The organism is Chryseobacterium sp. MEBOG06, assembly GCF_021869765.1.
Classification (GTDB): Bacteria; Bacteroidota; Bacteroidia; order Flavobacteriales; family Weeksellaceae; genus Chryseobacterium.
Genome location: NZ_CP084580.1, coordinates 2,652,793 through 2,679,252, shown reverse-complemented (window position 1 = coordinate 2,679,252; position 26,460 = coordinate 2,652,793). Strand labels below are relative to the sequence as shown.

Here is a 26,460-nt window from a genome sequence, read left to right as displayed (position 1 = left end):
AAATTATGACTGATTGGATAAAAGCCGCAAGGCTAAGGACTTTACCGCTTTCTTTAAGCGGGATTATTATGGGAGCTTTCATTGCAAAATGGAGGCTTTACAGAGAAGGAGGAACCTGGGACTGGAAAATTTTTGCACTGGCCCTTCTGGTAACCCTTTTATATCAGATTTTATCAAACTATGCCAATGATTATGGCGATGGGGTAAAAGGTACCGATGCTAAAAGAATCAATGAGGCAGAAGCCAGAGCAGTGGCATCAGGGAAGATTACAGCAAAACAGATGAAAAATGCAGTAATTCTTTTCTCAGCACTATCTTTCATGGCTACTATTGCTTTATTGTATGTGGCCTTCATTCCCAATTATATGAATGAGTTTTACATCTTCATAGGACTGGGAGTGGCATGCATTCTGGCGGCTATAGGATATACAGTAGGTAAAAAACCTTACGGTTACATGGGACTGGGAGATATTTTTGTATTTATCTTTTTTGGACTTGTTTCTGTATGTGGAAGTTACTTCCTGTTTACAAAAACTTTCAGCTGGGATATGCTGCTTCCGGGGACTGCGGTAGGTATGATGAGTATGGCGGTTCTTAATCTGAACAATATGAGAGACATCGAAAGTGACAGACTGTCAGGGAAAAACAGTTTTGCGCTGAGAATAGGATTCAAAAATGCAATGATCTACGAAATGATTCTGTTGCAGCTTCCATTATTGCTTATTCTTATGTTTCTGGGGGTAAACGGATTCATTCAGGCTCAGAATTATTATGTTTTCATCGTAATGATCCTTTTGTTCCCACTTTCAAAACTTAGAAGAAATATAATGTCGGTAAAAGAACCAAAAGAACTGGATCAGTATTTAAAGCAGGTAGGAATTATGACGTTTATAATGGCAATTCTTACAGCAGCCGGACTTAATTTATTTAACTAACTCTAAAATAGAATATCGTGAATTCTACTGCCTGCGTTGAAGCTCAAATGCTCATCAGAAAGCCGATTGAAGATGTTTTTGAAGCGTTTATCAATCCTGAAGTAACCACTAATTTCTGGTTTACAAAATCTACCGGAAAATTAGAAGAAGGTAAGACGGTAACCTGGGAATGGGAGATGTATGGTGTAAAATCTGTGGTGAAAGTTAATCAGGTAATTCCCGGTAAGCTTATCAGAACAGAGTGGGGTGAGCCTTCAACAAATGTAGACTACGAATTCACGACAATGGAAAACGGAACACTGGTTGTGATCAGAAGCTATGGATTCGGCCAGACAGGCGAAGATCTTGTAAAAGTGATCAATGACAACACAGGAGGCTTTACAACAGTTTTAGACGGCTGTAAAGCTTATTTGGAGCATGGTATTAATCTGAATCTGATTCAGGATAAATTTCCCAAGAAATAGATAATATGAAGACCTTTGTAAAAATATCTTCCAGTTTATCTGTTATCCTGGGTTTGGTACTTATTTATTATTTGGCTGAAGAGTTGATAGGAGGAATGTCAGTGCTTGAAATTGATTTTATTCCAGCCTTTATTACTTTGATTATTATGGCCAATGCTGGTTTAGGCTTTTATCTGTTCATCGGAAAATTACAGCCAATGAGACCTTTACTGGTTCTTCAGATTTTAATAATAATACCAACCTGTCTGCTGCTGTATGAGTTTTTTTTAAAGCAGCCAATGGGATGTTCTTAAATTAAAAAAGATATTTTAATTTCACTTAAAGTAATAAATCATCTTTATTCAATAAATTCAAAACTAAATTTAAAATGAAAATACAATTCTTAGGGCAAAATTGCTTCTTGTTTACCTACAAGGACAAGACAATTTTAAGTGACCCATTCTACAACTACAAAAAAGCGGAGTCAGGTTTTGATATCGCCGCTCAAAAAATTGATTACATCCTTCTGACCCATGCACATGGCGATCATATTGCTGATGTAGGAGAAGTGTTGCAGCATTATCCGGAGGCTACCGTAATTGGAGTACCTGAAGTATGCGCTTACTTTACATCCGCAAAAAACAAAGATGATGTGAACTTAGGAGGATCAGCAAAAATCGACGATCTTAAAATTTCCATGGTTCCGGCTCATCACACCAGTTCGTTCCCGGATGGGAGCTACGGAGGCGTTCCTGTGGGGTATATTTTCAGATTGCCTGAAGATAAAAATATTTATTTAGCAGGAGATACAGGAGTAATGGCTGATATGGAGCTGTTCCCAAGACTATACGGGAATCTTGACCTTTCTATTCTTCCGATCGGAAGTCATTACACAATGTGCCCGAGAAAAGCTTCTTTCGCAGCAGCTGAGCTATTAAAAACACCGAAAGTAATCGGATGTCACTTTGATACTTTCCCGGCAATTGAAATCAATCATGAAAGTGCATTAAAGCATTTTGCAGATAGAAATGTAGAACTTGTTTTACCAAAACTGGGCGAGACGTTCGAATTTTAATCAATAACTGGATCGGGGTAATCTGAAAATTAGAAAAAATGAAAATGATGCGTAAGGTATTAAAAACAAAAAAAGATAATTATCAAATTACCTCTCTTCTTACTTTAAAACAAAAAAAAATGGCAAGCTACCTAAATCACACCGCTACAACCGATTACCTTTGCTGCGTTCCCACCCTGGAGGATTGTCAGGAGCTAGTTGTTTAGGACTTGCCGTTGCAAAGGTAGGAATAATTTATAAACTTCAAAACTTTATTAAAGAAAATTAGTCGAAAAAATGCAGTAGTAGAGCTAAACAGCTGACATTTAGGGGAATAATTTTTCAACTTTTTTCTAAAAAATTAAATATGACTAAAAGTCCATCAACACTAGGAATTATACTTTTTATAGCTACAATGATCGTTTTCTTCGTAGTATATACTTTTTTCTCAGGAGTTAACTATTTTGATATCTCTCTGAAAGCCAATGCTTTTGTTCTGCCTCTTTTATACGCAGGAGCTGCTTTTTGGTCTGTAAAAATATATTGGAATAACCATAGAGTGGTAAAATTCAAGGATGCTTTCAAAAGAGCATTTGTACCAATGTTTATCGGGGGAATACTTTCCATATTCAGTATTTATGCATTTTTAAACTTTGCGGATACTGATGCGAAAAAGCTGTTGAACTACCAATATGTTCAAAGACAAAAATCAGAATTGGATACAGAATACACGTCTGCCAGAAAGATTTTGAAACATCAGAAGGATATTGATGAGCTGGACCAGAAGTACAAAGAGAGATTACAGAGCTTCACTCCGGAGGCTGTTAAAGGAAAAGATATGCTTACGGCAAGTCATTTTTCAGGATATTTTGCAGCAATTCTTATATTTTACGTAGTTTTGTCAGTGTTTTTCGGAGCGTTTTTCAGAACAAGAACGATTCATCAGCCCGAAGAAACAAATCAAGAATAATTTTTATTAAAATTAAATGAATTTATCTATAGTTATTCCGTTACTGAACGAAGAAGACTCTCTGGAAGAGCTTTTTTCAAGAATTGATAAGGTGTGCACAACCAGTAATTTATCTTATGAGATCTGGTTTGTAGACGATGGAAGTACGGATTTGTCGTGGAGTATCATTGAGAATATGAAAGTACAGTATCCTCAGATCCACGCTATTAAATTTTCCCGAAATTATGGGAAATCCCAGGCGCTTCATGCTGCCTTTGAAAGAACAAACGGAGACGTGGTTATTACCATGGATGCAGATTTGCAGGATTTTCCTGAAGAAATTCCGGAACTGTACAATATGGTAGTGCATGACAATTATGATATTGTGTCCGGCTGGAAAAAGAAGCGTTTTGATAATGTGATGACGAAAAATATTCCGTCAAAACTGTTTAATGCAGCAGCCAGAAAAGTTTCGGGAGTTTATCTTCATGATTTTAATTGTGGTTTGAAGGCCTATAAAAAACAGGTTGTAAAATCTGTAGATGTGTACGGAGATATGCACCGTTACATCCCGGTACTGGCAGCCAATGCAGGTTTCAGAAGAATTACAGAGAAAGAAGTACAGCATCAGGCAAGACCTTACGGAACTTCAAAATTCGGAACCGAAAGATTTGTAAGAGGATTTTTAGATTTAATAACCCTTTGGTTTGTAAGCCGTTTCGGAGGAAGACCAATGCATTTCTTCGGAGCTGTGGGAACTATAATGTTTATTGTTGGTTTTCTTTCTGCACTTTGGCTGGGACTTTCTAAGCTGATAGACGTAGCCAGAGGGATTTACGGGCATTTAATTACCAATAATCCATGGTTCTTTATTGCTCTGACAATGATGATTATGGGAACACTACTTTTTATAGCAGGATTCTTAGGAGAAATGATCATCAGAACAAATCGTGAGCATAAGAATTACAATATTGATGATGTAATATAATGGAGGAGAAGTTACCGAAAATATATTCTAAAAAAGCTGTTTTAGGATTTTCTATCTTTATGTCAACTCTTTTTGGAGGGATATTGTTATACCAAAATCTAATTGAGATCAACAAAAAGAAAGAAGCTTATATTGTATTGGGAATTTCTATTGCAATAACAATATTGACTGCCATTGTTGTGAATATCCCGGAAAATCCTCAGAGCTCATTAGCCTATTTATGTGGACTTGGTGGGGGAGCTTTCCTTGCTTATTACTTTATGCCTAAATATTTTCCAAATGAAGAACAGTATCCTAAGAAAGCTATATGGAAGCCATTAATTATTGCCGTAATTATAGTTGCAATTCTTTTAGCCTTAATTATTTATGGTACTTCTGTTGAAAATAGCTAGACAATAAAAAAGTGGTAATAGCTAATCAGTAATTACAGATTAAAAATAAAATAAGACGGAAAGCACTCTATTTATAGGGTGCTTTTTTTTTAGTAAAAACTTTTAACCCGATCTCATGTTGCAGTTCAGAATTTTTATCATTTCTCTTTTGCTGATTTTTATTACATCATGTTCCTCAAGCAAACTATTGGGTCCCTGGGAATTTGTTGATATTTATGATGGTGAAATTCGTTATGCAGATAGTTTGAAGTCTAAAAATAACAGTTCCAGATAGGGAACAGGAATTTTGACCTTTCCTAAGGACGGTTCCTTTGATTCTATGGGAAATTCAGGGAATTATAAAAAAGAAAAAAAGCTGCTGAACATGAAATACACAGACGGCGCGGATACCACCAAAATGAAAATTTCCTATATCAGCCAAGATTATTTATTCCTATTTTCAGTACTTAAGGCTCCTAAAACCTGGGTTTATAGAAAAGTAAAATCAGACAGAAAATAGGGGATTTTTAAGAAAAACGATCTGAAATATAGATTTTATTCCTATTTAAGGATTACTTTTCTTAGCTTTAATACTTCTGTCTTCGGAATGGCCATCACTTTCATTTGAAAAGCAGAAAATTGAAAACTATCACGTATTTTATTGTCAAAAGACAAAGTTTTTTAGAAATTTAAATCTTATTTTTGTTAAAAATATTGTTGAAAGTCCTGTGACAGATACAGAAAAATCAATCCAGAAATTTTCAGCAGAGCAGATCATTGCGATTATAAATAGATATTTAAAATTGAATATGAAAAAAGTAGTGTACACATTGATGCTGGTTGCAGTAGTTTCCTGTGGAAAAGTTTCTCCAAAAGGAAATATTGAAAAGAAAGATGTGGATGTTCCGGAATTTGTTAATCTGGATCTGGAAGGGAAGTTCCGAGTATTTTACGCCAGAGGTCCGAAAAATTTTGTGGAGATAGAAACGTACCCGAATGTGGCAGGTAACCTTGATGTAGATGTAAAAGACAAAACGCTTGTTATCAAAGAAAAAAGAGGAACAAAAGGAGTGGATTTTTATAATGTAACCATCTATTCAAAATATAACCTTGAAAAAGTATCCGTTTCTGATTCTGTTGAAGTAAATATTTCCAGCGAAATCAAAACTGATAATTTCAGACTTAATATGAAAAATAATGCAAGTTTCATGGGGTCTGTCAATACAAGAAGAGCAGAAGTGGAAATGCACAACAGAAGCCGTGCCAATTTTCTGGGATTATCTAAAGATGCCGTTATAAAGATTTCAGATACAGCAAGTTTAATAGCGCCTTACTGGAAAATCACAAACCTGAATATCGATTCTAAGAATGGAAATTACGCAGAGGTTAATGTAAAAGATTCTTTAAAAGGACATATTCAGAACACTGCAAAATTTATCTATTATAACGACCCTATCAGGGCTTTTAAAATTGATAAGACGACGAAGGTTGAGAATAAAAAACTGGAGTAATCGGAAGAAAAATATAAATTTAGACAGCTTTTTTAGCTTATTTGATACAAAAACGGTCTGATTTTAAAATGGAACTTTATAAACTATAAAAAGAACAACATACAAATATGAATACATTAGAAAAAGCGAAGCTTTGGTTAAGTGATACCTTCGATAAAGAAACTAGAGATGCTGTACAGACACTGATCGACAGCAATTCCCCTGATCTTGAAGATTCTTTCTACAGAGAACTGGAATTCGGAACCGGAGGAATGCGTGGGATAATGGGAGTAGGAACCAACCGCTTAAATAAATATACTTTGGGACAGGCTACCCAGGGACTGGCAAACTATATGCTGGAACAGTTCAAGGGAGAAGAAATTAAAGTGGCCATTGCCTATGATGTGCGTCATAATTCAAAAGAATTTGGAAAATTGGTTGCAGATGTTCTGACAGCTAACGGAATTAAGGTATTGCTTTTCAAAGATCACAGACCAACTCCTGAATTATCTTTCACAGTTCGTGATAAAAAATGTAACGGAGGAATTGTATTAACGGCTTCTCATAACCCGCCGGAATATAATGGTTATAAAGTATACTGGAACGACGGGGCTCAGATTGTTCCACCTAATGATGAAGCCATCATCAACGAGGTATATTCTGTAAAGTTTGAGGAAATCAAATTCAACGGAAATGATGATCTGATCGAGTGGATCGGAGAAGAGCAGGATGATGTTTATATTGATGCTTGTATTGAAAATTCTACCTATCAGAATGTTGGAAAAGAAAACCTAAATATTGTTTTCACATCTATCCACGGAACAACTTACACTACGATACCTAAAGCTTTAGAAAAAGCAGGATTCAAAAAAGTAGATCTTGTAAAAGAACAGATGATCCCTAGCGGAAACTTCCCAACAGTAGACTCTCCAAACCCGGAAGAGCCTGCAGCATTGGAAATGGCAATGGATCTGGCAAGAATTACCAATGCAGATATCGTTATCGGAACAGATCCGGATGGTGACAGACTGGGAATTGCTGTAAGAAACCTGGATGGTGAAATGCAGTTATTGAACGGAAACCAGACCAATACCATCCTTACTTATTATATCCTTAATGAATGGAGAAAGCAGGGGAGAATTACCGGAAAAGAATTTATAGGCTCTACCATCGTTACTTCCGATATCTTCATTGAGATTGCTCATAAATTTGGTGTTGAATGTAAAATAGGTCTTACTGGATTCAAATGGATCGGAAAAATGATCCGTGAAGCAGAAGGTACACAGAAATTCGTTTGTGGTGGTGAAGAAAGCTTCGGTTTTATGACAGGAGACTTTGTACGTGATAAAGATTCATGTGGAAGTATCATCCTGGCTTGCGAAATTGCTGCCTGGTGCAAGGCAAACGGAAGAACAATGTATCAGTATATGATCGAGATCTATAAAGATCTTGGAATGTACTATGAAGGACTGATCAATATTGTGAGAAAAGGAAGAGAAGGAGCAGAAGAAATCCAGAATATGATGAAAAACTTCCGTGAAAACCCTCCAAAAGAACTGGCAGGTTCAGAAGTACTACAAATCAACGACTTTAAGGAACAAACCAGTTTTAATGTTTCTACGGGCGAGAAAAAAGTAATGAACGATATTCCGCAGTCTAATGTACTGATTTACTATACAGAAGATGGAACAAAAGTTTGCGTAAGGCCTTCAGGTACAGAACCAAAGATTAAGTTTTATGTTTCCGTAAGAGACTCTATCTCTTCAGAAGCAGACTTCAGAGATAAATTAAAATCATTGGAAGCTAAAATAGGAGCCGTTAAAACAGATTTAAAACTGGACTAATCTCCTGATAACAGCACATAGATGATAAAAAATATGGTAGCAATTTGCCTACTGTCGGCCGCTGTAGTTTCTTGTAAAAAAGAGACTGCAGTTTCTGACACAAAACCGGCAAATGACTCAATTGTCAAAAACGAAACCAAAGATCAGTATAAACCTATTGATACCGTTTGTACTCCCGCCAACAAAACGGAGGATTACATCACAGCTCTTCAATGGTATCGGACTAAAATTGACAAGGAGATTGCAGGAAACAGCCCGGAACAGAACGACAAAGTATACGAAGACTACCTGACAATAAGAGAGAAATATACAGAATGTCTCAATGATCTGCATACAGATATATTAGATAAGTATATTGATTATCACACAGGACCGGATACTAATAATCTACCGGCCAATGTGAAAAAAATAGCTGCAGAGCTGAATAAAGTAGGCCTGGAATTTCGTGAAATGGGTGAGGGACTTACTGAAATTCATTCATTACCCGGATATTATGAGTCTGTTTTTAAAAATAAAGTAACCCCTGATTATGGTGCTTATATTTCGCAGATGGCGGAAGATAACAAAGAAAATTATGCTATAAACGGAAGTCTGATGATCACCTGGGAAGAACTGGGAGACCGGTTAATTGTTTGGGAAAATTTAATGAATAAATATCCTAAAAGTCCATTAATCAAATCCATAACAGATCATTATTATAGCTATTTGTCGGATTATCTTCTGGGAATGGATAGTAATTTGATTTATGACAGCGAAGAAAGGAAAATTTTTGATGACAAAATGGAAGAATACAACAGAATCATCAAAAAGTACCCTAACTCCAGGACCGCAAAAAAAACTAAAGAACTAATAGCCGCCTATGACGCTCATACCCCTGAGGATCAGATAGGTGAGAAACTCAATTTAAGAAGATAATAGTAGTAAATTTTAAATAAGAATAAAAGTGAAAGTTTCAAAATTAGCAGCGAACCTGATCGGTTCTGAAATTGTAAAAATTGGTAACGAAGTAAATGATCTAAAAGCAAAAGGAGCAGAAATTGCCAATCTTACTATTGGTGACCTGAATTCTAATATCTATCCTATTCCAGCCTTGCTGAAGGAAGAAATTCAGAAAGCCTATCAGAATAACCTGACAAATTATCCTCCTGCAAACGGACTTTTATCTTTAAGAAAAGAAGTTTCCAAAGATCTGAAAAACAGATGGAACCTGGATTATTCTCCAAACGATATTTTGATTACTGCAGGCTCAAGACCCTTGATTTATGCGGTATACAAAACTATAGTGGATGAAGGAGACAAAGTAATATATCCTACGCCATCTTGGAATAACAACCATTATGCTTACCTTACTTCAGCCAATGCTGTAGAAGTAAAAACAAAACCTGAAACCAACTTCCTTCCAACAGCTGATGATTTAAGACCTCATTTGGATGGAGCCGTTCTATTGGCACTTTGCTCGCCATTGAACCCTACAGGAACGATGTTTACAAGAGAGCAGCTTTCAGAAATCTGTGAACTGGTGATTGCTGAGAATAAAAAAAGAGGTGAAAATGAAAAGCCGTTGTATCTAATGTATGACCAGATTTATTCTAACCTAACTTTTGGGGCTGAGCACGTAGATCCGGTTTCTCTTTTCCCGGAAATGAAGGAATATACAATTTATATCGATGGTATTTCCAAATGTCTTGCAGCAACTGGAGTGCGTGTAGGATGGGGATTCGGGCCGGCTCATATTATTGATAAGATGAAAGCTCTTCTTACTCACGTAGGAGCATGGGCTCCAAAACCTGAGCAGGAAGCTACTGCAAAATTCTATGAAAATCCTGAAAATGTAGATACATTTGTGGATGACTTTAAAGCAAAACTGGAAAATAGTTTAAAAGTTCTTCATGGAGGTATTCAGGACTTAAAAGCCAAAGGTCTAGCTGTAGACAGTATTGAACCAATGGGAGCGCTTTACCTGACTATCAAATTAGAATATATCGGAAAAACAAAACCGGATGGAACTCTTATTGAGAACTCTTCTGATCTTGTTTTCTATTTAATCAATGAAGCAGGAGTGGCATTGGTACCGTTCTCTGCATTCGGAGAAGACAAATCTGAGCCGTGGTTCCGTGCTTCTGTAGGAGGATTGGCCACTGATGAGATTAAAGTAATGCTTCCAAAAATGGAAAGTGCATTAAATGCTTTAAAATAAATTTAAATAAAATATCATGCTTCGACTTCGTTCAGCATGACACCGTTAAAACATAAAAATCGTATTAGCAGTGTCAGGCAGACCGGAGTCGAAGTCTTTTTATATAAAAACAAAAACCTATGAAGATTCCACGGAAATATTTTCTTGAAACAAAATATTTGTTTTATTCAACATTAGCCATCATAGCAGTTGTGATCCTAAGTGTCTGGCTTGCAGGGAAAGGATCCCATCGTTCATTATTTCAGAATTCTGTCTTATCTACCTCTGTTTTGGCAGGAGTATTTTTCCTGTTTATAACCTTGGGATTATATTATGGTTTGAAATTAAAAGATAACGTTGGCAGTATTTTAAACAAAGAAAAAATAAAAAAGTTTTCGGATAAAAACCTTCCAAATGGCGGTTTTGATTTTGATCCGCCGGATATTGGTGAAGGAATAGGAGCTGCGATACTTTCTATTATTTTATGGATTATATTTTCCGTAGTGCTTGTATTTCTTTTATCTTTTCTTTTGGTCTGCAGTATTATTTCTTGCAGCTATGCTGTATTGGATCTTTTTCCGTGCGTTACGGCTTGTATTTAAAAACTCTGGAAAGTGTAAAGGAAATGTATTGAAAAGTCTTGGATTAGGCTTTTTCTACTCTCTCCTGTATGTATCCTGGATCTATGGAATTATATTTATATTCAACTATATAAATTAAACAAAGAACAAGAGAGGTTATAGGTATTCTATAGCTATAAGAAGATATTGCTGACACAGAAGACTTCTTGCAATTTTATAAAAAAATTAAATAAACATTAAAAATTAAACAAACATTTTGCACTTACCTTAGATAGGGATTACCTTTGGGGCTTTTATAAAGCTAAGAATTAAATAAGGTTGAAAAAACTACGATGAAAAAATTACGATTTCTGCTATTGCCAGTATCTATATTGGTGTGCTCGCAAGAGGTGGATACATTAAAGGTAACAGAATTACCAATGGAGCCTGAATTACCAAAGGTTCAAACTTATACTTTAAAAGACGGTACCGTAAGAACTTATCCTAAACCTAAACTATTGGATTTTGTGACCAAACTACCAAGAAACTTTATTAATACCAATAAAGATTTTGTAGCACAGGATCATGCCTATTATCTGGGAGGGGCAGTTGCCGCAACCTTGATTCTTTTACCCTTTGACCAGAAATTAATTGACAATTCAAGGGAGCTTGGGGAAAGATGGGGTATGGATAAGGATAATAACTATACCAAACTTGGCGGCGTCTTTAAAATACCAAAGGACATAGGATCTACCTTGTATCTGATAGGAAACGGCTCTACGCTTGTCTTTCTTGGAATAGGTTTCGGAGCTTATGGTTTGATCAAAAATGATTACAGAGCGCAGGCTACCGCCAGTGGATTAATGGAAAGTTTAATCCTTTCCGGAGTTTTCACCCAAACCCTTAAAAGAATTACCGGAAGAGAAAGCCCGTTTATTGCAGAAGAAAATGGCAATAAAGGAGGTGCCTGGAATCCGTTTCCAAGTTTTTCAGCATTTGGCAAGAATACCTCTAATTATGATGCAATGCCCTCAGGACATTTAACCACCTTTATGGCTGGTATTACTGTGATTGCAGATAATTATCCGGATGCAAGATGGATAAAGCCGGTAGGATATACCCTGGCAGGAGCTTTGTGCTTTCAGATGATGCAGAGTAAAGTTCACTGGGCTTCAGATTATCCTTTAGCTTTATTAATGGGATATTTTATAGGAAAAACAATATCAAAAAGCAGATATACCAGTTCAGAGGGTACTGTAGGAACTACAAAATATAAACTCAACTTTATAGCATCCCGCCAATGGGAATATAATATGGCAGGGGTGAAACTTTCTTTTTAAATATGACTTTTTACGGAACAAAGTGAAATAGTTTTACTACTTTTGATCAGAATATACACGGTTATTCCTTCTTATCTTTTGAAAAGAAGGATGGCAGTGTTCAAAAAAATACCTATCTTAATATTTGAATTAATGAAAATAATCGCTGTTATCCCTGCACGTTATGAAGCAAGCCGCTTTCCGGGGAAACTGATGCAGATTCTGGGAGAAAAAACCGTTATCACTACAACTTACCAGAATGTAGTGGAAACAGGGCTGTTTGATGAAGTATTTGTGGCTACAGATTCTGAAATTATTTTAGATGAAATTATAAAACACGGAGGAAAAGCTGTCATGACAGGACAGCATGAAACAGGAAGCGACCGTATTGCCGAAGCCGTTCAGAACATTGAATGTGACATTGTAATCAATGTTCAGGGAGATGAACCTTTTCTCAAACTGGAGCCTTTAAAACAACTGATCGAAGTATTTAAAAATGACGAGAAACAGGAGGTTTCGTTGGCTTCCTTAAAAATACAGTTGTTTGAAAAAGAAGAAGTTGAAAACCCGAATAATGTAAAAGTCATTACGGATAACAATGGCTTTGCCTTATATTTTAGCCGTTCTGTAATTCCTTTTCACAGAGAAGTTTCTTATGATATAAGTTATTTTAAACATATTGGGGTGTACGCTTTCAGAAAAGAAGCATTACTGCAGTTTTCCAAATTGGAAATGAAACCTCTGGAGATCTCCGAAAAAATAGAATGTATCCGCTATCTTGAATATGGTATGAAAATCAAGATGATAGAAACCAATTTCATAGGAGTAGGTATTGATACCCCCGAAGATTTAGAAAAAGCAAGAAAGCTGATTTAAAAATAAGAACAGTACATTCATTTATTGGCAAATTTGCCTTTACAATGCATTAGCATTTCTTACCTTTTTGCAATTTCGCTCAAATCCTCCTATATTTGGAATTATAAATAAAATTAATGAAGAAGTTACTCTTAGTATTTGGACTGATATTTTCACATTTAACATTTGCACAGACGGCAAAGGAAATTATAGATAAAAATATTGAATTGTCCGGAGGGCTTACCAATTGGAAACTTTTAAACTCGGTACTGCTTCAGGGAAAGGTGGTACTGGGAATCAAAGATGAATATCCAATAAAAATATATCAGCAGCGTCCTAATCTTACAAAAACATTGATTACAACCAATGGAAAGGAAACAGCTATTGAAGGCTTTGACGGAACAAAAGGCTATGCGATGAATTATGCAGCCAATAAACTGCAGGAATACCCTGAGTATATTCCTGAAAGTTTTGATAACGACTTCATTGATTGGGAAAATAAAGGATTTGAGGCTAAATATCTTGGAAAAGAAAAAGTAGGAGATATCTACTGTCATAAAGTAGAACTTACCAAGAATGTTAATAAGAATATGTACTATTTTGATACACAGACTTATATGCTTTTAAAAGAAGTGAAAAAAGATGAAACACTCGTATATTTTGATTATAAAAAAGTAGGGAATTTTAGTATGCCTTTCAGAATAGAATCGTCAAATTCTAAGAAAGATGGAGACTATGTTATGATACTAAACAGAATTGATATCAACAAAGTGTTTCCTGCCAATATTTTTAAGTTTTAATTCACCTGCAGCCAACTGCGTAAAAATTGATAAGAAATGAAAAATATTTTTCTAATGCTGCTTTCTTTTATAGCATTTCTGCAAAGCTGCACCAATCAAAAAAGTGAAATTTCTAAAGCTAAAACCAACGAACTTATGGGAAAAACAATATATGACTTTACAGTTGAAAGTCTTGACGGTAAGGAGATCAATTTCGCAGATTTCAAAGGAAAAAAGATACTGATTGTAAATACTGCTTCAAAATGTGGATTTACCCCTCAGTATGAAGAGCTTGAAAAGCTATATGAAGAGTATAAAGATAAATTGGTAGTCATTGGTTTTCCTGCCAATAATTTTGGAGGCCAGGAGCCGGGAACCAATACGGAGATCGGAGCCTTCTGTCAGAAAAATTATGGAGTAACATTCCCGATGGCAGCAAAAGTTTCTGTAAAAGGAGATGATACGGCACCTATCTTTAAATATTTAACAGAGCAGGAGCTAAACGGAGTGAAAAATACAACCATTCTCTGGAACTTTACCAAATTCTTAGTGGATGAAAACGGGAAGCTTATTGATACTTTTGTGAGTACTACAAAGCCAACGGACCATGCCATCACGAAGTATTTGAAGTAAAAATATAAGAATAAGCCCCGAGCTTAGCATATTTCGACTCCGCTCAGCATCGATTTTGATATCCGGTATCGGATATGTCATGCTAAGCGGAGTCGAGGCATTTATAGTCATGTATAATGGGCAGGGAATGATCCAAAACAGTCTGTATCTTTAACTATCAATTACTTTTTCTGCAAAACAGAATATATTTCCAAGTTTGATACTGGAGTAACCATTGCTTTTTATTTTGGAAGAATTGATCATCGCTTTTGCGAGAATATCCGTCGGCAGAGGTTTTTGACTCTCCAGTAAGCCCAACTTATTGGCAAACTTTATAATCCGGCTGCCAAGCACTTCACCTGTTCTCTCAGAATTTTTACGCTCCAGCATTCCCGGGTTAAAAATAGTTATTTTATTGAAATGCAACTGTTTTACAGCTTCTTCCAGTTCTCCTTTCATTTTAGAATAAAAGATTTTGGACTCAGGATTCGCTCCATAAGCCGAAACTAAAATATAATCTTCCACATCATTTTCCTTAGCAGCTTTGGCAAATTCATACTGATAATCAAAATCAACCTTCTTCTGAGCCTCCTTACTTCCGGCATCCTTTAAAGTAGTTCCCAGACATGAAAATGCAACATCTCCTTTTACCTTTTCTTTCCATTCCTCAGGCTTTTCAAAGTTGACAACATGTACTTTAAGCCTTTCATTTTCAATATTAACGGGTTTTCTTACAAAAATATTAACTTCCTCGAAGTCTTTATCATTGAGCAACTGATTAACCAGATCTTTTCCTGTAGCGCCTGTGGCACCGATTACTAAAGCCTTCATAAGAATGTAATTTGATGTAATGATGTTTTCTTTCTTAAATTTACTAAATTTGAACTAAAGATTAAAAAATTTATTAAAGATCAGTTTTATATTTTTAATTTTTAACGCTCAATATTCAATAAAACTCCATGGATGCCAACGAAATTTTAGACTATTGTCTTGCCAAAAAAGCAGTTACAGAAAGCTTTCCTTTTGATAACGAAACCCTGGTTCTGAAAGTAGATACTAAAATGTTTCTGCTGATGGCCCTTGAAAAGCAACCTTTATCTATCAATGTAAAAACAGATCCGGAATGGAGTGCTGAGCTCCGCGAGCAATATCCTCAGATAACAGGGGCTTATCATATGAATAAAACACACTGGAATTCTGTGATGACAGACGGTTTGAAAAGAGATTTGATCTTTAAGCTTATTGACCAGTCGTACGATCTTGTTTTTAAATCCTTGACAAAAAAGGCTCAGAATGCTGTCAATGAGTCTTTGTAAAATAGGGGCAGTTATGGTTAGGTACGGAATTTGTTATCTATTAGTTGTGAAATATTAATTTTTATAGTAACAAAAAAAGAACAAATGAGAAACCACTTATTATTATTTATGGCTGCAGGTACACTAATGTTATCAAGCTGTAATAAACCGGAGGCAAAAACAAATGCTCCTTCTGCTGCTGTTGACAATTCAAACACCCCGTCTGATAATATTAAAATAGAATTTTCAGGGATGGGGGACTTTGTTATCAAAAATCCAAAACTTAAAGTAAGTTTATATGGAGTGGATGAGACTTTAGCAGATGCACCAGCTACATTAATCACTGAAAAAGATTATGAGCAGAAAACCGTGCCATTTGTTATAGACTTGCCAGTACCTAAAGATGCTGAAAGTAAGATTACACCCAAACCTAAAGGGCCCGTGAAGTATTATGTGACAGTAAGCTGGGATTCTGACGGCAATGGAAAAGCTGGTGAAAAAGGAGATATATTTATTGATTATGATAAGAAATTTCCTAATGTGAAAGTGAATAATGAGACCCAGCAGGTCTATTTAAAGATATTGAAATAAATAATATAAGGCTGCTTCCTATCAGGGGCAGCCTTTATTTTTAGCTGTAAATACCCAAAATTCTATGAGTATCTGTAGCCAAAATAAAAGGATTAGATGCAATAAAAGACTGTACATACTAGTACAGCCCCTTGTTTTATAATCGGATTTCAAAAATATATACGTTTTTCATGAGGAGCTCATGATAAATTTTATGAACTCAAAATTATCACACTTTGAAATCATAGTTTTTTGTAATTTCCTTATCCAGATCCAGTCTTTCAATCAGTTTTTCCAGACCCTCAAATTTTATCTCATCGTGAAGAAAATCCCTGAAAGTTACCGTAATTTTTTCATCATAAATATCATCATTAAAATCGAGAATATAGACTTCAACAGTCAGTTTTTCTCCATTTACAGTAGGGTTGGTTCCAATACTCAGCATTCCTTTATACTGCTGGCCTTTTACCACTACTTCTACAATATAGGCTCCCTTTTTTGGTAGAAGCTTAATAGATTCGGTCTCAATATTAGCCGTTGGATATCCAATGGTTCTTCCAATTTTCTTTCCGTGAACTACAGTCCCTGAAACAGAGTAGGAGTAGCCAAGCATCTCATTGGCTTCTTTAATATTCCCGGTCAAAAGGGCATTACGAACTTTGGTAGAACTGATATTATTTTCGTGAATATTAATCGCTTCCATTTGGTCTACTTCAAAATCAAGTTCTTTTGATAATTTTTGAAGCAGTTCAAAATTTCCGGTTTTATTTTTTCCGAAAGAATGGTCATATCCTATAATAAGGTATTTTACATTAAGCTGGTCAACTAAAATCTGACGAACAAATTCTTCTCCTGTTAAGTTCCTGAATTCTTCATCAAACTCTTTAAGGAACAGATTATCAATACCATATTTTTCAACCAGCTCTTTTTTCTCCTCTAAAGTATTTAAAAGCTTTAAATCTTCATTAGGATTAAATACAAATCTTGGATGGGGCCAAAAAGTTAATATTGCAGTTTCCAGATTATTCTCTGTGCCTACATTTATCAATTCATCAATAATACTTTTATGCCCTAGATGTACCCCGTCAAACATCCCTAAAGACAATGCTAGAGGTTTCTGAGAGGAATAATCTGTGAAATTCTTGAAAACTTTCAAAACGGAAAAATTTTGATTGCAAATATAAAGCCTTTATTTTGAATGTAGCGGAGGAATTTTAAAATTTGAAAATGAAATGTTTTGAAACGAAAGGGTATATTGTATATTAATATATAAAGGTGAATCTGGTGATTTGAAAATTTGTTTTTAAAAATTGCCGTAGATATTGAATTTTACATATTATTTATCACAATATGCTTTCTCTGAAAAAGCATGATAAAAATCTTTTTTTTACCAATTGCGGGTTTATGAAGAATCACTATATTTGCACCAAGAAAAAATTTAGCAATGGCAAACCAAATTAAAGGTAAAATTTCTCAAATTATTGGTCCGGTAATCGACGTTGTCTTCACAGGTGTGGAAGCAATTCCTTCAATCTATGACGCGTTAGAAATTACAAAAGAAAACGGTGAAAAAGTAGTTTTAGAGGTAGAACAACATATTGGCGAAGATACAGTAAGATGTATCGCAATGGACGCTACTGATGGTCTTAAGAGAGGTCAAGATGTAATTGGATACGGAAATCCTATTACTATGCCAATCGGTGAGGCCGTAAACGGAAGACTATTCAACGTTGTTGGTGATGCTATCGACGGACTTCAAAATATATCTAAGGAAGGTGGTCTTCCAATTCACAGACCAGCTCCAAAATTTGATCAACTTTCAACTTCTGCTGAAGTTTTATTTACAGGTATTAAAGTAATCGACTTAGTTGAGCCTTACGCAAAAGGGGGTAAGATCGGTTTGTTCGGTGGTGCTGGTGTAGGTAAAACAGTATTGATCCAGGAGTTGATTAACAATATTGCAAAAGGACACGGAGGTCTTTCTGTTTTCGCCGGAGTAGGTGAAAGAACGAGAGAAGGAAATGACCTTTTAAGAGAGATGTTGGAATCAGGTATTATCAAGTATGGTGATGATTTCATGCATTCTATGGAAAATGGAGGTTGGGATCTTTCTAAAGTAGACTTAGAGGCTATGAAAGAATCCAAAGCAGCATTCGTTTTCGGACAGATGAACGAGCCGCCAGGTGCAAGAGCTAGAGTAGCACTTTCTGGTCTTACATTAGCTGAGTACTATAGAGATGGTGGAGAAAGCGGACAAGGTAGAGACGTACTTTTCTTCGTAGACAACATCTTCCGTTTTACACAGGCTGGTTCTGAGGTATCTGCACTTCTTGGTCGTATGCCATCAGCGGTAGGTTACCAACCAACTCTTGCTTCTGAAATGGGTGCAATGCAGGAAAGAATTACTTCAACTAAAAATGGTTCAATTACTTCAGTACAAGCGGTATACGTACCTGCGGATGACTTAACTGACCCGGCTCCTGCAACTACGTTTGCTCACTTGGATGCAACAACGGTACTTGACAGAAAGATTGCTTCATTAGGTATTTACCCAGCGGTAGATCCATTGGCTTCTACTTCAAGAATTCTTTCTCCGGAAGTTATTGGTCATGAACATTATAACTGTGCTCAAAGAGTAAAAGAAATTCTTCAAAGATATAAAGCGCTTCAGGATATCATCGCAATCCTTGGTATGGAAGAACTTTCTGAAGAAGATAAATCAGTTGTTTACCGTGCAAGAAAAGTTCAGAGATTCTTATCTCAGCCTTTCCACGTAGCAGAACAGTTTACAGGTATTCCAGGATCATTAGTTGATATCAAAGATACAATCAAAGGATTCAACATGATTATGGATGGTGAATTAGATCACTTACCAGAAGCTGCTTTCAACTTGAAAGGAACTATCGAAGAAGCTATCGAAGCAGGACAAAAAATGTTAGCTGAAAACGCTTAATAAATTAGACATAAAGATAGCAGATACCAGACATGAGACTTTAAGGTTGTCTGAAATCTGAAATCTGAAATCTTCAAATCTAAATTAAAATGAATATAAAAATTTTAACACCAGAATACGTAGTTTTTGAAGGAGAAGTAAACTCAGTATTATTGCCTGGGAAAAATGGTGAATTTCACATCATGAAAAACCACGCAGGAATCGTTTCTTCTTTAGTAGGTGGTAAAGTAAAGCTTTTCGCTAACTCAATTGATGATGCTTTTGCTAAAAACTTTACTGCAGAAGGTGGGAAAGACTCTGTTTTTTCTTACTCTATCAAAAGCGGTGTTGTAGAATTTAATCATAATAAAGGAATTATCCTTTGTGAATAATTAAATGAAAAGCTAAATATATTTTCAAGAAAGTGTAACTTTGTGTTACACTTTTTTATTTTATGTAAAAGTCTGATTCTATGAAGAAAAGTATAATCATATTCTTTACAGTGCTGGGAGTTTTTCTCCATGCCCAGAATATTAAGACCAGAAGAGGAATTATTAATGTAGACGGAATTCCCGTAGCCAAACTCTCTAATAAATCCAGCGAATATACGTTTATGGATTTAAAGGAAACCCCGCTCTATACAATAAAATTCATTGATAAAAGTATTGTAGATTCAGTGAGAGACAGCTATATTAGTATCAATAGAGTTTATAATAGAGACAAGACTATAGAACTGGATTACTCATCACCTTCTGCATTTTCCGGAGAAGAGAAATCAGCGGTTTTTACTTCCGTGAAAGACCTTAAAATAATTGATAATAAAGGAATCAATGTAAAAAACCTTGATGAAATTTTCTCAAATGTTCCAAAAAGGAAACTTGACAACAAGACCAAAGAAGCTTATGCTATCAGAAAGAAGATTGATAAAATGAATATTGAAGTCAATAAGGTTGGTGAGATTCTGAGTAATGGTGTTCCGGTAGGTTACTTTACCAATTTACCTGTAAGTTTTGGTTCAGATGATACAATCATGGACAAAACTTTTATAGATATTGAAATTTATGATGCTAAAAGTAAATTAATCGGAAGATATATTACCACTACAAAACAGCTGAAAACAGCAGGAGGAAAAAGCTTTACACTTTACAGAGAGATGTCAGGAAGAGCATCCATTCTAAAATATCCTACTTATAAAGCTATTGCAGAGCGTATGGCTATTATGGATCCTAATTTTATTAAAATTCAGGAAAAAGTATCGGTAGGACCTGTTTCAAAGGATACTCCTAATTAATAGAATATCTTCAATAAGAAACAAAAGTCTTAATCTTCTTGTATTTCTTCGGGATGATAAAGAGTATGTTTATTTGCTATTTTAGAAGCTTATGTAAAATTGTGTTTAACCAAAATTGATCATAATAGAAATTGTATTCTATATTTTTCGGAAATGGCAAAGTGGGCATTTTCTTAATTGATAAAAGTTCGGTAATTTTCAAAAATCTGATTTTTTTCTAAAAAACAGCCAAACTCATGAAATTTTAAAAATTCCTGAGAAAAAAACGAAAAATTTTACAAACTCAAAATTACGCCATTTTCCTTCAATTGCTGCATAGGTTTTGAAAACCAGAACAGCTCAAAATCTTCAAAATTTTCTTCAAATTTATTCTTAAGTTGCTGAACTGTAGGTTTCTTCTGATTCTCTATAGAGTTTTCATCTAATATGCCCATCAGCCATGTTGCTTTGTCTTCTTCCAGTTCAACCTTTACAATATTGGTTTTTAAGTGGAATGTAAGAACGGTGTACGTACCAGAATGTTTCTTTTTATTTTTTATGCGATTCTCAGCGATTACGTTTTTGGTCAAAAAGATCACTTTTGAATTTCCTTTGAAATTAAACTGAGCATCTTCCAATAGACAATCATGAATATAATCGGGATGAATAGTTGTTCTTGGAATTTTAAAATCAAACCATTCCTGAAGAGACATTTCAAAATTAACTCCATGCATATAATTGAAAAGAGATTTTTTTAATCCTATGCTGAATTTATTATGATCGATTCCGGTTTTATCTTTGAAGTCTATGTCGTTGTTCGCAAACTGTATTTCCTGTTTCACGGGAATTACTCCAAAGTCTTCAGGGCTTATACCAACCGGGGAATGTGCAGTCATGGCAAACTGGTGCCAGAATCCACTTTGAAGAATTCCCATCTCAAACATCTGGCGAATCATTTCCATAGAGTCTACTGTTTCCTGAACGGTTTGGGTAGGGTAGCCATACATAAGGTAAGCATGAACCATAATTCCTGCTTCTGTAAAATTTCTTGTAACATTGGCAACCTGTTCTACAGATACTCCTTTATCTATTAATTTTAACAATCGGTCGCTGGCAACTTCAAGTCCTCCGGAAACGGCAACACATCCGGAAAGTTTCAGGAGATAACAAAGATCTCGTGTAAAGCTTTTTTCAAAACGAATATTGGTCCACCAGGTAACAACCAGATTTCTTCGGAGAATTTCCAGTGCAACTTCTCTCATCAATGCAGGAGGTGCTGCTTCATCTACAAAATGGAATCCGGTTTCTCCTGTTGTTTTGATCAATTCTTCAATTCGGTCTACAAGAATTTTTGCAGAGATAGGCTCATATATTTTAATATAATCTAAAGAAATATCACAGAAAGTACATTTACCCCAGTAGCACCCATGAGCCATAGTAAGCTTATTCCACCTTCCGTCACTCCATAAACTGTGCATTGGATTGGCAATTTCAATAACAGAAATATACTGATCCAGTTTCAGATCTGTATAATCCGGAGTTCCTACATCAACTTGTTTATAGTCGTGTTTTTTGGAATTGTTTTTATAAACTACTTCCTGATTTTCGATTAAGAATGTCCTTTTAAATTCAGCTTCTTCTGTTGAAATTTCTAAACTTTGGCAGAGAAGATCAAGCGGAAGTTCTCCATCGTCTAAGGTAATAAAGTCGAAAAACTCAAATACTCTTTTATCTTTAACCTCTCTTAGTTCTGTATTGGGAAAGCCTCCTCCCATTGCAATTTTAATGTGGGGATAATGCTTTTTTATAAACTGGGCGCATTTGAAACTGGAATACAGATTTCCGGGAAACGGAACTGAAAAACAAACCAATTTAGGCTGCACCAATTCTATTTTTTCACCTAGAATTTTTAATGTAAATGCATCTATAAATGTTTGCTCACCAGATAGTTTGGAGTACAATTCGTCAAAAGAATTTGCACTTTTCCCCAGTCGCTCTGCATACCTGCTGAAACCGAAATCAGCATCAATATTTTCAACAATATAATCTGAGATATCTTCTAAATAAAGGGTTGACAGATGTTTTGCTTTATCCTGTAAACCCATATTTCCGAAAGCAAATTCCATATCATCCAATTGATTGAAACGGGAGGCTTCGGGAAGAAAGTTCATACTGCATATCTGTCTTGCCAGCGTAGGAATTTTACCCTGCAGAAAAGTAATCACCTGATCAATCGTCTTTAAGTATTCTTCCCTTAATGCAAAAATCCGCCGGGAATTTTCAGAGGCATTAGAAAGATCAATTTCTTTGCTGAAAATTTTCTGAATTCCGTCTTTTGAAAATAATTCTAAAATAACATCAATACCTAAATCAACCTGGTAACTGGAAATATCTTTGGTGTTCAAAAAACCTTTGATATACGCTGTTGCAGGATAAGGAGTATTGAGCTGGGTAAAAGGCGGAGTAATAAGAAGCAGGTCTTTCAACAGAAATTTTTTGCAAAGTTATTCTAAAGTTTTTTTAGAAAAAAATTTTTTGCCCTGATTATAAACAGGGAGAAAAATTCGTTAAGAATAGCAGGATCATTTACCAGCCTGTCTTTTACAATACTCATATCGATCAAATAGTAGTTTTAATGGACAGGGCTTACTTTTTTCCGGTCTCCGATAACGTTAAGACTTACTCCCAAAAGAATGAAGGAAATCCCGATCAAAAGATTATAAGTAAACTTTTCATGGAACATGAGTACACTGATAAATACAGCAACAACTGGTTCTAAAGCTCCTAAAATTGCTACCGGTGTAGAGCCGATATTTTTAATAGCAAATACCAGGCACAAGCTGGAAATTACCGTTGTAAGAAAAGCAAATGTTGTAAGACTAAAAAAAAGAGATAGGGAAGGGATAGCAAAAGATTCTCTCGTCATTCCGGCTTTTGTCATGAAAAATAAAGAGGTAAAGAGCATCGAATAAAAAGATAGCTTAAATCCGGAAACCTTAATATTGGACTTGCTTACAATCACCATATAAAGTGCATAAAAAAGCGAACTGAGCATTACAATTCCCAATCCTGCAAAATTAATCTCGAAGCCATTGCCTTTTAAACATAAAATAATAACTCCCACAAAAGCAAGAAGAAGAGAAGCAACGGATAGTTTCGTAAGTTTCTCTTTAAAAAAGAAAAACATAATCAATGCTACAATGACGGGATAAATAAATAAAACAGTAGAAGCAATTCCTGCAGAGAGAAAATCATATCCTAAAAACAAAAACTCCGAAGAGAAAGCATAGCAGATTCCAAGAACAGCTAATATGAACGCTTCTTTTTTACTGATCTTAAAACTTTCTCCGGAATACAGAAGATAACCACCAACCATTAAGGCAGAAATGAAAAACCTGTAAAACAGAGTTATATCCATAGAAAAATGAGCCTGCTTGACAGGCAGAATAAAAATTGGAATCAGCCCATAGGAAACGGCAGACAGAATCCCAAGTAGATAACCTCTAAGTTTCACTTGTTTTTTTATAATTTTAATGTGTTTATAAACAAAAAAACCACTGAATCAATCAGTGGTTTTTTCTATTTTTAAGATTAAATCGGTTTAAAACTTAATCCCTGTTCCTGTAGTAACAGTTGTTCCTGTTCTTTATAGTAACCACTTACTAGTTTATCATGAATAGCTTCAAATGCGGCCAGAGTTTCATTAATCTCTGAATCTGTATGAGAAGCAGTAGGAATTAGTCTTAAGAGAATCATTCCTTTTGGAATGACCGGATAGACGACTACGGAAGTAAATATACCGTAGTTTTCTCTAAGATCTTTTACCAGCAGAGTAGCCTCCACCGGAGTTCCCTGCATCATTACAGGAGTTACACAGGTATTGGTATCTCCAATGTTGAAGCCTCTGTCTCTTAGTCCGTTTTGTAACTTATAAACATTTTCCCAAAGTTTAGCTTTGATTTCAGGTCTTGTTCTCAACAGCTCCAATCTTTTCAATCCTCCTATTACCATTGGCATTGTAAGAGATTTAGCAAAAATCTGAGATCTAAGGTTGAACTTCAGATATCTGATGATTTCTTTGTCACCTGCAAGGAACGCTCCGAAACCTGCCATAGATTTAGCAAAAGTTGAGAAATATACATCTATCTGATCCTGGCAGTCCTGCTCTTCACCAGCTCCGGCTCCTGTTTTACCAAGGGTTCCGAATCCATGGGCATCATCTACCAAAAGTCTGAAATTATATTTTGATTTAAGGTCGCAGATCTCTTTCAGTTTTCCCTGCTGACCTCTCATTCCGAAAACCCCTTCGGTAATGACAAGAATTCCTCCTCCTGTTTCTTCAGCCACTTTGGTAGCTCTCTGAAGGTTTTTCTCAAGACTTTCCATATCGTTGTGCTTGTAGGTAAATCTTTTACCTGAGTGAAGTCTTACTCCATCTACAATACAAGCATGAGAATCCATATCATAAACAATTACATCATTTCTACTTACCAAAGCATCAATGGTAGAAACCATCCCCTGGTAACCGAAATTCAATAAATATGCTGATTCTTTTTGTACAAAGTCTGCCAATTCTTTTTCTAACTGAAGGTGCTGCTCCGTTTCTCCAGACATTGCTCTTGCTCCCATCGGATAAAACATTCCGTATTCTGCAGCAGCATCAGCATCTGCCTGCTTTACTTCAGGATGATTACATAATCCTAAATAATCATTGGCACTCCAGAAAATTACCTCTCTACCTTGGAACTGCATCCTTGGACCGATAGGCCCTTCCAATCTTGGGAAAATAAAATAGCCTTCACCATAATCTGCAAATTGTCCAAGAGGTCCTGGATTTTCTTTTATTCTTTCAAAAATATCCAACATTTTATATCGTAATTTTAAGTAAAAAAGCCTTTTTTGTAGAACACGCAAAAGGCTTGATTTATATTGTGATTTATATATTCTTATTTGATAAACTCAGTCTTGAAGACTTCGTCATAATTGTGAACACAATTGTTGACAAACCCTTGTTCTGCCATCCATTTATCGCTGTACACTTTAGTGATGTATCTTGAACCATGATCAGGATAGATCAGGACAATCATATCGTTTGCCGTCAGCTCATGAGATTGTGCATACTGCATTAATCCCTGAGTAACCGCTCCGGTGGTATATCCTCCCATGATAGCTTCCTTCAAAGCAATCTCTCGGGTTCTGTAAGCTGCCATTTCATCATTTACCCTTACAAATTCATCTACCTTATCGAAAAGAAGGGCAGAAGGGATCAGGTTTTTCCCCATTCCTTCAATCTGATAAGGATGTACATCTTCCTTGTGAATTTCTCCTGTTTCATGAAAGCTCTTCAAGATAGAGCCATCCGCATCCACTCCGATAATTTTAATATCCGGATTTTTTTCTTTCAAAAACTTTGCTGAACCGGATAACGTACCTCCAGTTCCGGTACAGGCAAAAAGGTGAGTGATCTTACCTTCTGTCTGTTCCCAGATTTCAGGACCTGTGGTCTGATAGTGGGCATCAATATTCAGCTCGTTAAAGTATTGATTGATGTAAATGGAATTAGGTGTTTCCCGGGCAATTCTTTTAGCTACTTCATAATATGATCTCGGATCATCTGCAGGTACATTGGCAGGACAGATATACACCGTAGCTCCCAATGCTTTCAGATAAGCGATTTTCTCAGGTTTGGTTTTATCACTTACTGCAAGAATACATTTATATCCTTTGATGATACATACCATCGCAATAGAAAACCCTGTATTTCCGGAAGTAGTTTCTACAACTACAGAATCTTCTTTTAACAAACCTTTTATCTCTGCGTTCTCTATAATATGAAGTGCGATTCGGTCTTTGGTGGAATGTCCAGGATTATATGATTCTAACTTGGCATAAACGGTTGCTGGAATATCTTTTGTAACAGTATTTAGCTTCACCATAGGGGTGTTTCCTATCAGGCCAAGGATATTATCGTAAACATTACTCATTATTTGTTATTTTCAATAAAAATCTGACTGCAAA

The 26,460-nt window shown here is 35.6% G+C and carries 27 protein-coding genes and 1 other RNA gene; 21 read left to right on the top strand and 7 right to left on the bottom strand.

What is annotated here, in order from left to right; genetic code table 11:
- Positions 1-5 precede the first annotated feature (5 nt).
- The 4 genes from menA (at position 6) to LF887_RS12265 (ending at position 2,453) form a co-directional block, all read left to right on the top strand.
- Complete coding sequence (menA, locus tag LF887_RS12280; protein WP_236854492.1) at positions 6-935, top strand: 1,4-dihydroxy-2-naphthoate octaprenyltransferase; 930 nt, start codon at positions 6-8, stop codon at positions 933-935.
- A gap of 17 nt (positions 936-952) precedes the next feature.
- The gene (locus tag LF887_RS12275) at positions 953-1,399 is read left to right on the top strand and encodes an SRPBCC family protein (protein WP_236854491.1); all 447 of its coding nucleotides are present in this window, start codon (positions 953-955) and stop codon (positions 1,397-1,399) included.
- 5 nt (positions 1,400-1,404) lie between these two features.
- Positions 1,405-1,692, top strand: coding sequence for a hypothetical protein (locus tag LF887_RS12270; RefSeq protein ID WP_236854490.1), 288 nt, complete (start codon positions 1,405-1,407; stop codon positions 1,690-1,692).
- A 74-nt stretch (positions 1,693-1,766) separates the two neighbouring features.
- Positions 1,767-2,453, top strand: a complete 687-nt coding sequence (locus tag LF887_RS12265; protein ID WP_236854489.1) for a metal-dependent hydrolase — start codon at positions 1,767-1,769, stop codon at positions 2,451-2,453.
- A 117-nt stretch (positions 2,454-2,570) separates the two neighbouring features.
- On the opposite strand, the gene ffs is transcribed toward LF887_RS12265, so the two are convergent.
- An RNA gene (ffs, locus tag LF887_RS12260) (signal recognition particle sRNA small type) lies at positions 2,571-2,668 on the bottom strand.
- A 131-nt stretch (positions 2,669-2,799) separates the two neighbouring features.
- On the opposite strand from ffs, the gene LF887_RS12255 reads away from it, so the two are divergent.
- The 12 genes from LF887_RS12255 (at position 2,800) to LF887_RS12200 (ending at position 14,396) form a co-directional block, all read left to right on the top strand.
- On the top strand, positions 2,800-3,402 hold the full coding sequence (locus tag LF887_RS12255; RefSeq protein WP_236854488.1) for a DUF4199 domain-containing protein: 603 nt from the start codon (positions 2,800-2,802) through the stop codon (positions 3,400-3,402).
- 16 nt (positions 3,403-3,418) lie between these two features.
- On the top strand, positions 3,419-4,369 hold the full coding sequence (locus tag LF887_RS12250; protein WP_236854487.1) for a glycosyltransferase family 2 protein: 951 nt from the start codon (positions 3,419-3,421) through the stop codon (positions 4,367-4,369).
- Entirely contained in the window at positions 4,369-4,761 is a 393-nt protein-coding gene (locus LF887_RS12245) for a hypothetical protein (RefSeq protein WP_236854486.1), read from the top strand. The genes LF887_RS12250 and LF887_RS12245 overlap by 1 nt, the downstream gene beginning before the upstream one ends.
- Before the next feature lie 788 nt (positions 4,762-5,549).
- Positions 5,550-6,251, top strand: coding sequence for a GIN domain-containing protein (locus LF887_RS12240; RefSeq protein ID WP_236854485.1), 702 nt, complete (start codon positions 5,550-5,552; stop codon positions 6,249-6,251).
- A gap of 107 nt (positions 6,252-6,358) precedes the next feature.
- Positions 6,359-8,074: a phospho-sugar mutase gene (locus tag LF887_RS12235; RefSeq protein WP_236854484.1), complete on the top strand. Its 1,716-nt coding sequence runs from the start codon at positions 6,359-6,361 to the stop codon at positions 8,072-8,074.
- 33 nt (positions 8,075-8,107) lie between these two features.
- The gene (locus tag LF887_RS12230) at positions 8,108-8,989 is read left to right on the top strand and encodes a hypothetical protein (RefSeq protein WP_236854483.1); all 882 of its coding nucleotides are present in this window, start codon (positions 8,108-8,110) and stop codon (positions 8,987-8,989) included.
- Between the two features lie 28 nt (positions 8,990-9,017).
- Positions 9,018-10,271 (top strand): pyridoxal phosphate-dependent aminotransferase, encoded by a 1,254-nt coding sequence (locus LF887_RS12225; RefSeq protein ID WP_236854482.1) that lies wholly within the window; start codon positions 9,018-9,020, stop codon positions 10,269-10,271.
- Between the two features lie 119 nt (positions 10,272-10,390).
- Positions 10,391-10,852: a hypothetical protein gene (locus LF887_RS12220; RefSeq protein ID WP_236854481.1), complete on the top strand. Its 462-nt coding sequence runs from the start codon at positions 10,391-10,393 to the stop codon at positions 10,850-10,852.
- A 311-nt stretch (positions 10,853-11,163) separates the two neighbouring features.
- Entirely contained in the window at positions 11,164-12,150 is a 987-nt protein-coding gene (locus LF887_RS12215; protein ID WP_236854480.1) for a phosphatase PAP2 family protein, read from the top strand.
- Positions 12,151-12,282: 132 nt separating this feature from the next.
- A complete protein-coding gene (gene kdsB, locus LF887_RS12210) occupies positions 12,283-13,005 on the top strand; it encodes a 3-deoxy-manno-octulosonate cytidylyltransferase (protein WP_236854479.1) in 723 nt (240 codons plus the stop codon).
- Between the two features lie 116 nt (positions 13,006-13,121).
- Positions 13,122-13,784 carry an outer membrane lipoprotein-sorting protein gene (locus LF887_RS12205; RefSeq protein ID WP_236854478.1) on the top strand — a complete coding sequence of 221 codons (663 nt, stop codon included), beginning with the start codon at positions 13,122-13,124 and terminating at the stop codon, positions 13,782-13,784.
- Positions 13,785-13,820: 36 nt separating this feature from the next.
- On the top strand, positions 13,821-14,396 hold the full coding sequence (locus tag LF887_RS12200; protein WP_236854477.1) for a glutathione peroxidase: 576 nt from the start codon (positions 13,821-13,823) through the stop codon (positions 14,394-14,396).
- 150 nt (positions 14,397-14,546) lie between these two features.
- On the opposite strand, the gene LF887_RS12195 is transcribed toward LF887_RS12200, so the two are convergent.
- Positions 14,547-15,206, bottom strand: a complete 660-nt coding sequence (locus LF887_RS12195) for an NAD(P)H-binding protein (protein ID WP_236854476.1) — start codon at positions 15,204-15,206, stop codon at positions 14,547-14,549.
- A 128-nt stretch (positions 15,207-15,334) separates the two neighbouring features.
- Here LF887_RS12195 and LF887_RS12190 point away from each other — a divergent pair, with 128 nt between their 5' ends.
- Positions 15,335-15,691, top strand: a complete 357-nt coding sequence (locus tag LF887_RS12190) for an MmcQ/YjbR family DNA-binding protein (RefSeq protein WP_236854475.1) — start codon at positions 15,335-15,337, stop codon at positions 15,689-15,691.
- Between the two features lie 84 nt (positions 15,692-15,775).
- The gene (locus tag LF887_RS12185) at positions 15,776-16,261 is read left to right on the top strand and encodes a hypothetical protein (protein WP_236854474.1); all 486 of its coding nucleotides are present in this window, start codon (positions 15,776-15,778) and stop codon (positions 16,259-16,261) included.
- A 208-nt stretch (positions 16,262-16,469) separates the two neighbouring features.
- Here LF887_RS12185 and LF887_RS12180 read toward each other — a convergent pair whose 3' ends face one another.
- The gene (locus LF887_RS12180) at positions 16,470-17,396 is read right to left on the bottom strand and encodes a bifunctional riboflavin kinase/FAD synthetase (protein WP_236854473.1); all 927 of its coding nucleotides are present in this window, start codon (positions 17,394-17,396) and stop codon (positions 16,470-16,472) included.
- Positions 17,397-17,684: 288 nt separating this feature from the next.
- Here LF887_RS12180 and atpD point away from each other — a divergent pair, with 288 nt between their 5' ends.
- The 3 genes from atpD (at position 17,685) to LF887_RS12165 (ending at position 20,463) form a co-directional block, all read left to right on the top strand.
- Complete coding sequence (gene atpD, locus LF887_RS12175) at positions 17,685-19,193, top strand: F0F1 ATP synthase subunit beta (protein ID WP_236854472.1); 1,509 nt, start codon at positions 17,685-17,687, stop codon at positions 19,191-19,193.
- Positions 19,194-19,282: 89 nt separating this feature from the next.
- A complete protein-coding gene (locus LF887_RS12170; RefSeq protein ID WP_236854471.1) occupies positions 19,283-19,564 on the top strand; it encodes a FoF1 ATP synthase subunit delta/epsilon in 282 nt (93 codons plus the stop codon).
- Between the two features lie 80 nt (positions 19,565-19,644).
- Positions 19,645-20,463: a hypothetical protein gene (locus LF887_RS12165; RefSeq protein WP_236854470.1), complete on the top strand. Its 819-nt coding sequence runs from the start codon at positions 19,645-19,647 to the stop codon at positions 20,461-20,463.
- Between the two features lie 275 nt (positions 20,464-20,738).
- Here LF887_RS12165 and LF887_RS12160 read toward each other — a convergent pair whose 3' ends face one another.
- The 4 genes from LF887_RS12160 to LF887_RS12145 all read right to left on the bottom strand — a co-directional run bounded on the left by LF887_RS12160 (position 20,739) and on the right by LF887_RS12145 (position 26,426).
- Complete coding sequence (locus LF887_RS12160) at positions 20,739-22,928, bottom strand: B12-binding domain-containing radical SAM protein (protein ID WP_236854469.1); 2,190 nt, start codon at positions 22,926-22,928, stop codon at positions 20,739-20,741.
- 146 nt (positions 22,929-23,074) lie between these two features.
- Positions 23,075-23,956 carry a DMT family transporter gene (locus LF887_RS12155; RefSeq protein ID WP_236854468.1) on the bottom strand — a complete coding sequence of 294 codons (882 nt, stop codon included), beginning with the start codon at positions 23,954-23,956 and terminating at the stop codon, positions 23,075-23,077.
- A gap of 77 nt (positions 23,957-24,033) precedes the next feature.
- Entirely contained in the window at positions 24,034-25,305 is a 1,272-nt protein-coding gene (locus LF887_RS12150) for an aminotransferase class I/II-fold pyridoxal phosphate-dependent enzyme (RefSeq protein ID WP_236859504.1), read from the bottom strand.
- A gap of 83 nt (positions 25,306-25,388) precedes the next feature.
- Complete coding sequence (locus tag LF887_RS12145; protein WP_236854467.1) at positions 25,389-26,426, bottom strand: PLP-dependent cysteine synthase family protein; 1,038 nt, start codon at positions 26,424-26,426, stop codon at positions 25,389-25,391.
- Positions 26,427-26,460: the final 34 nt, after the last annotated feature.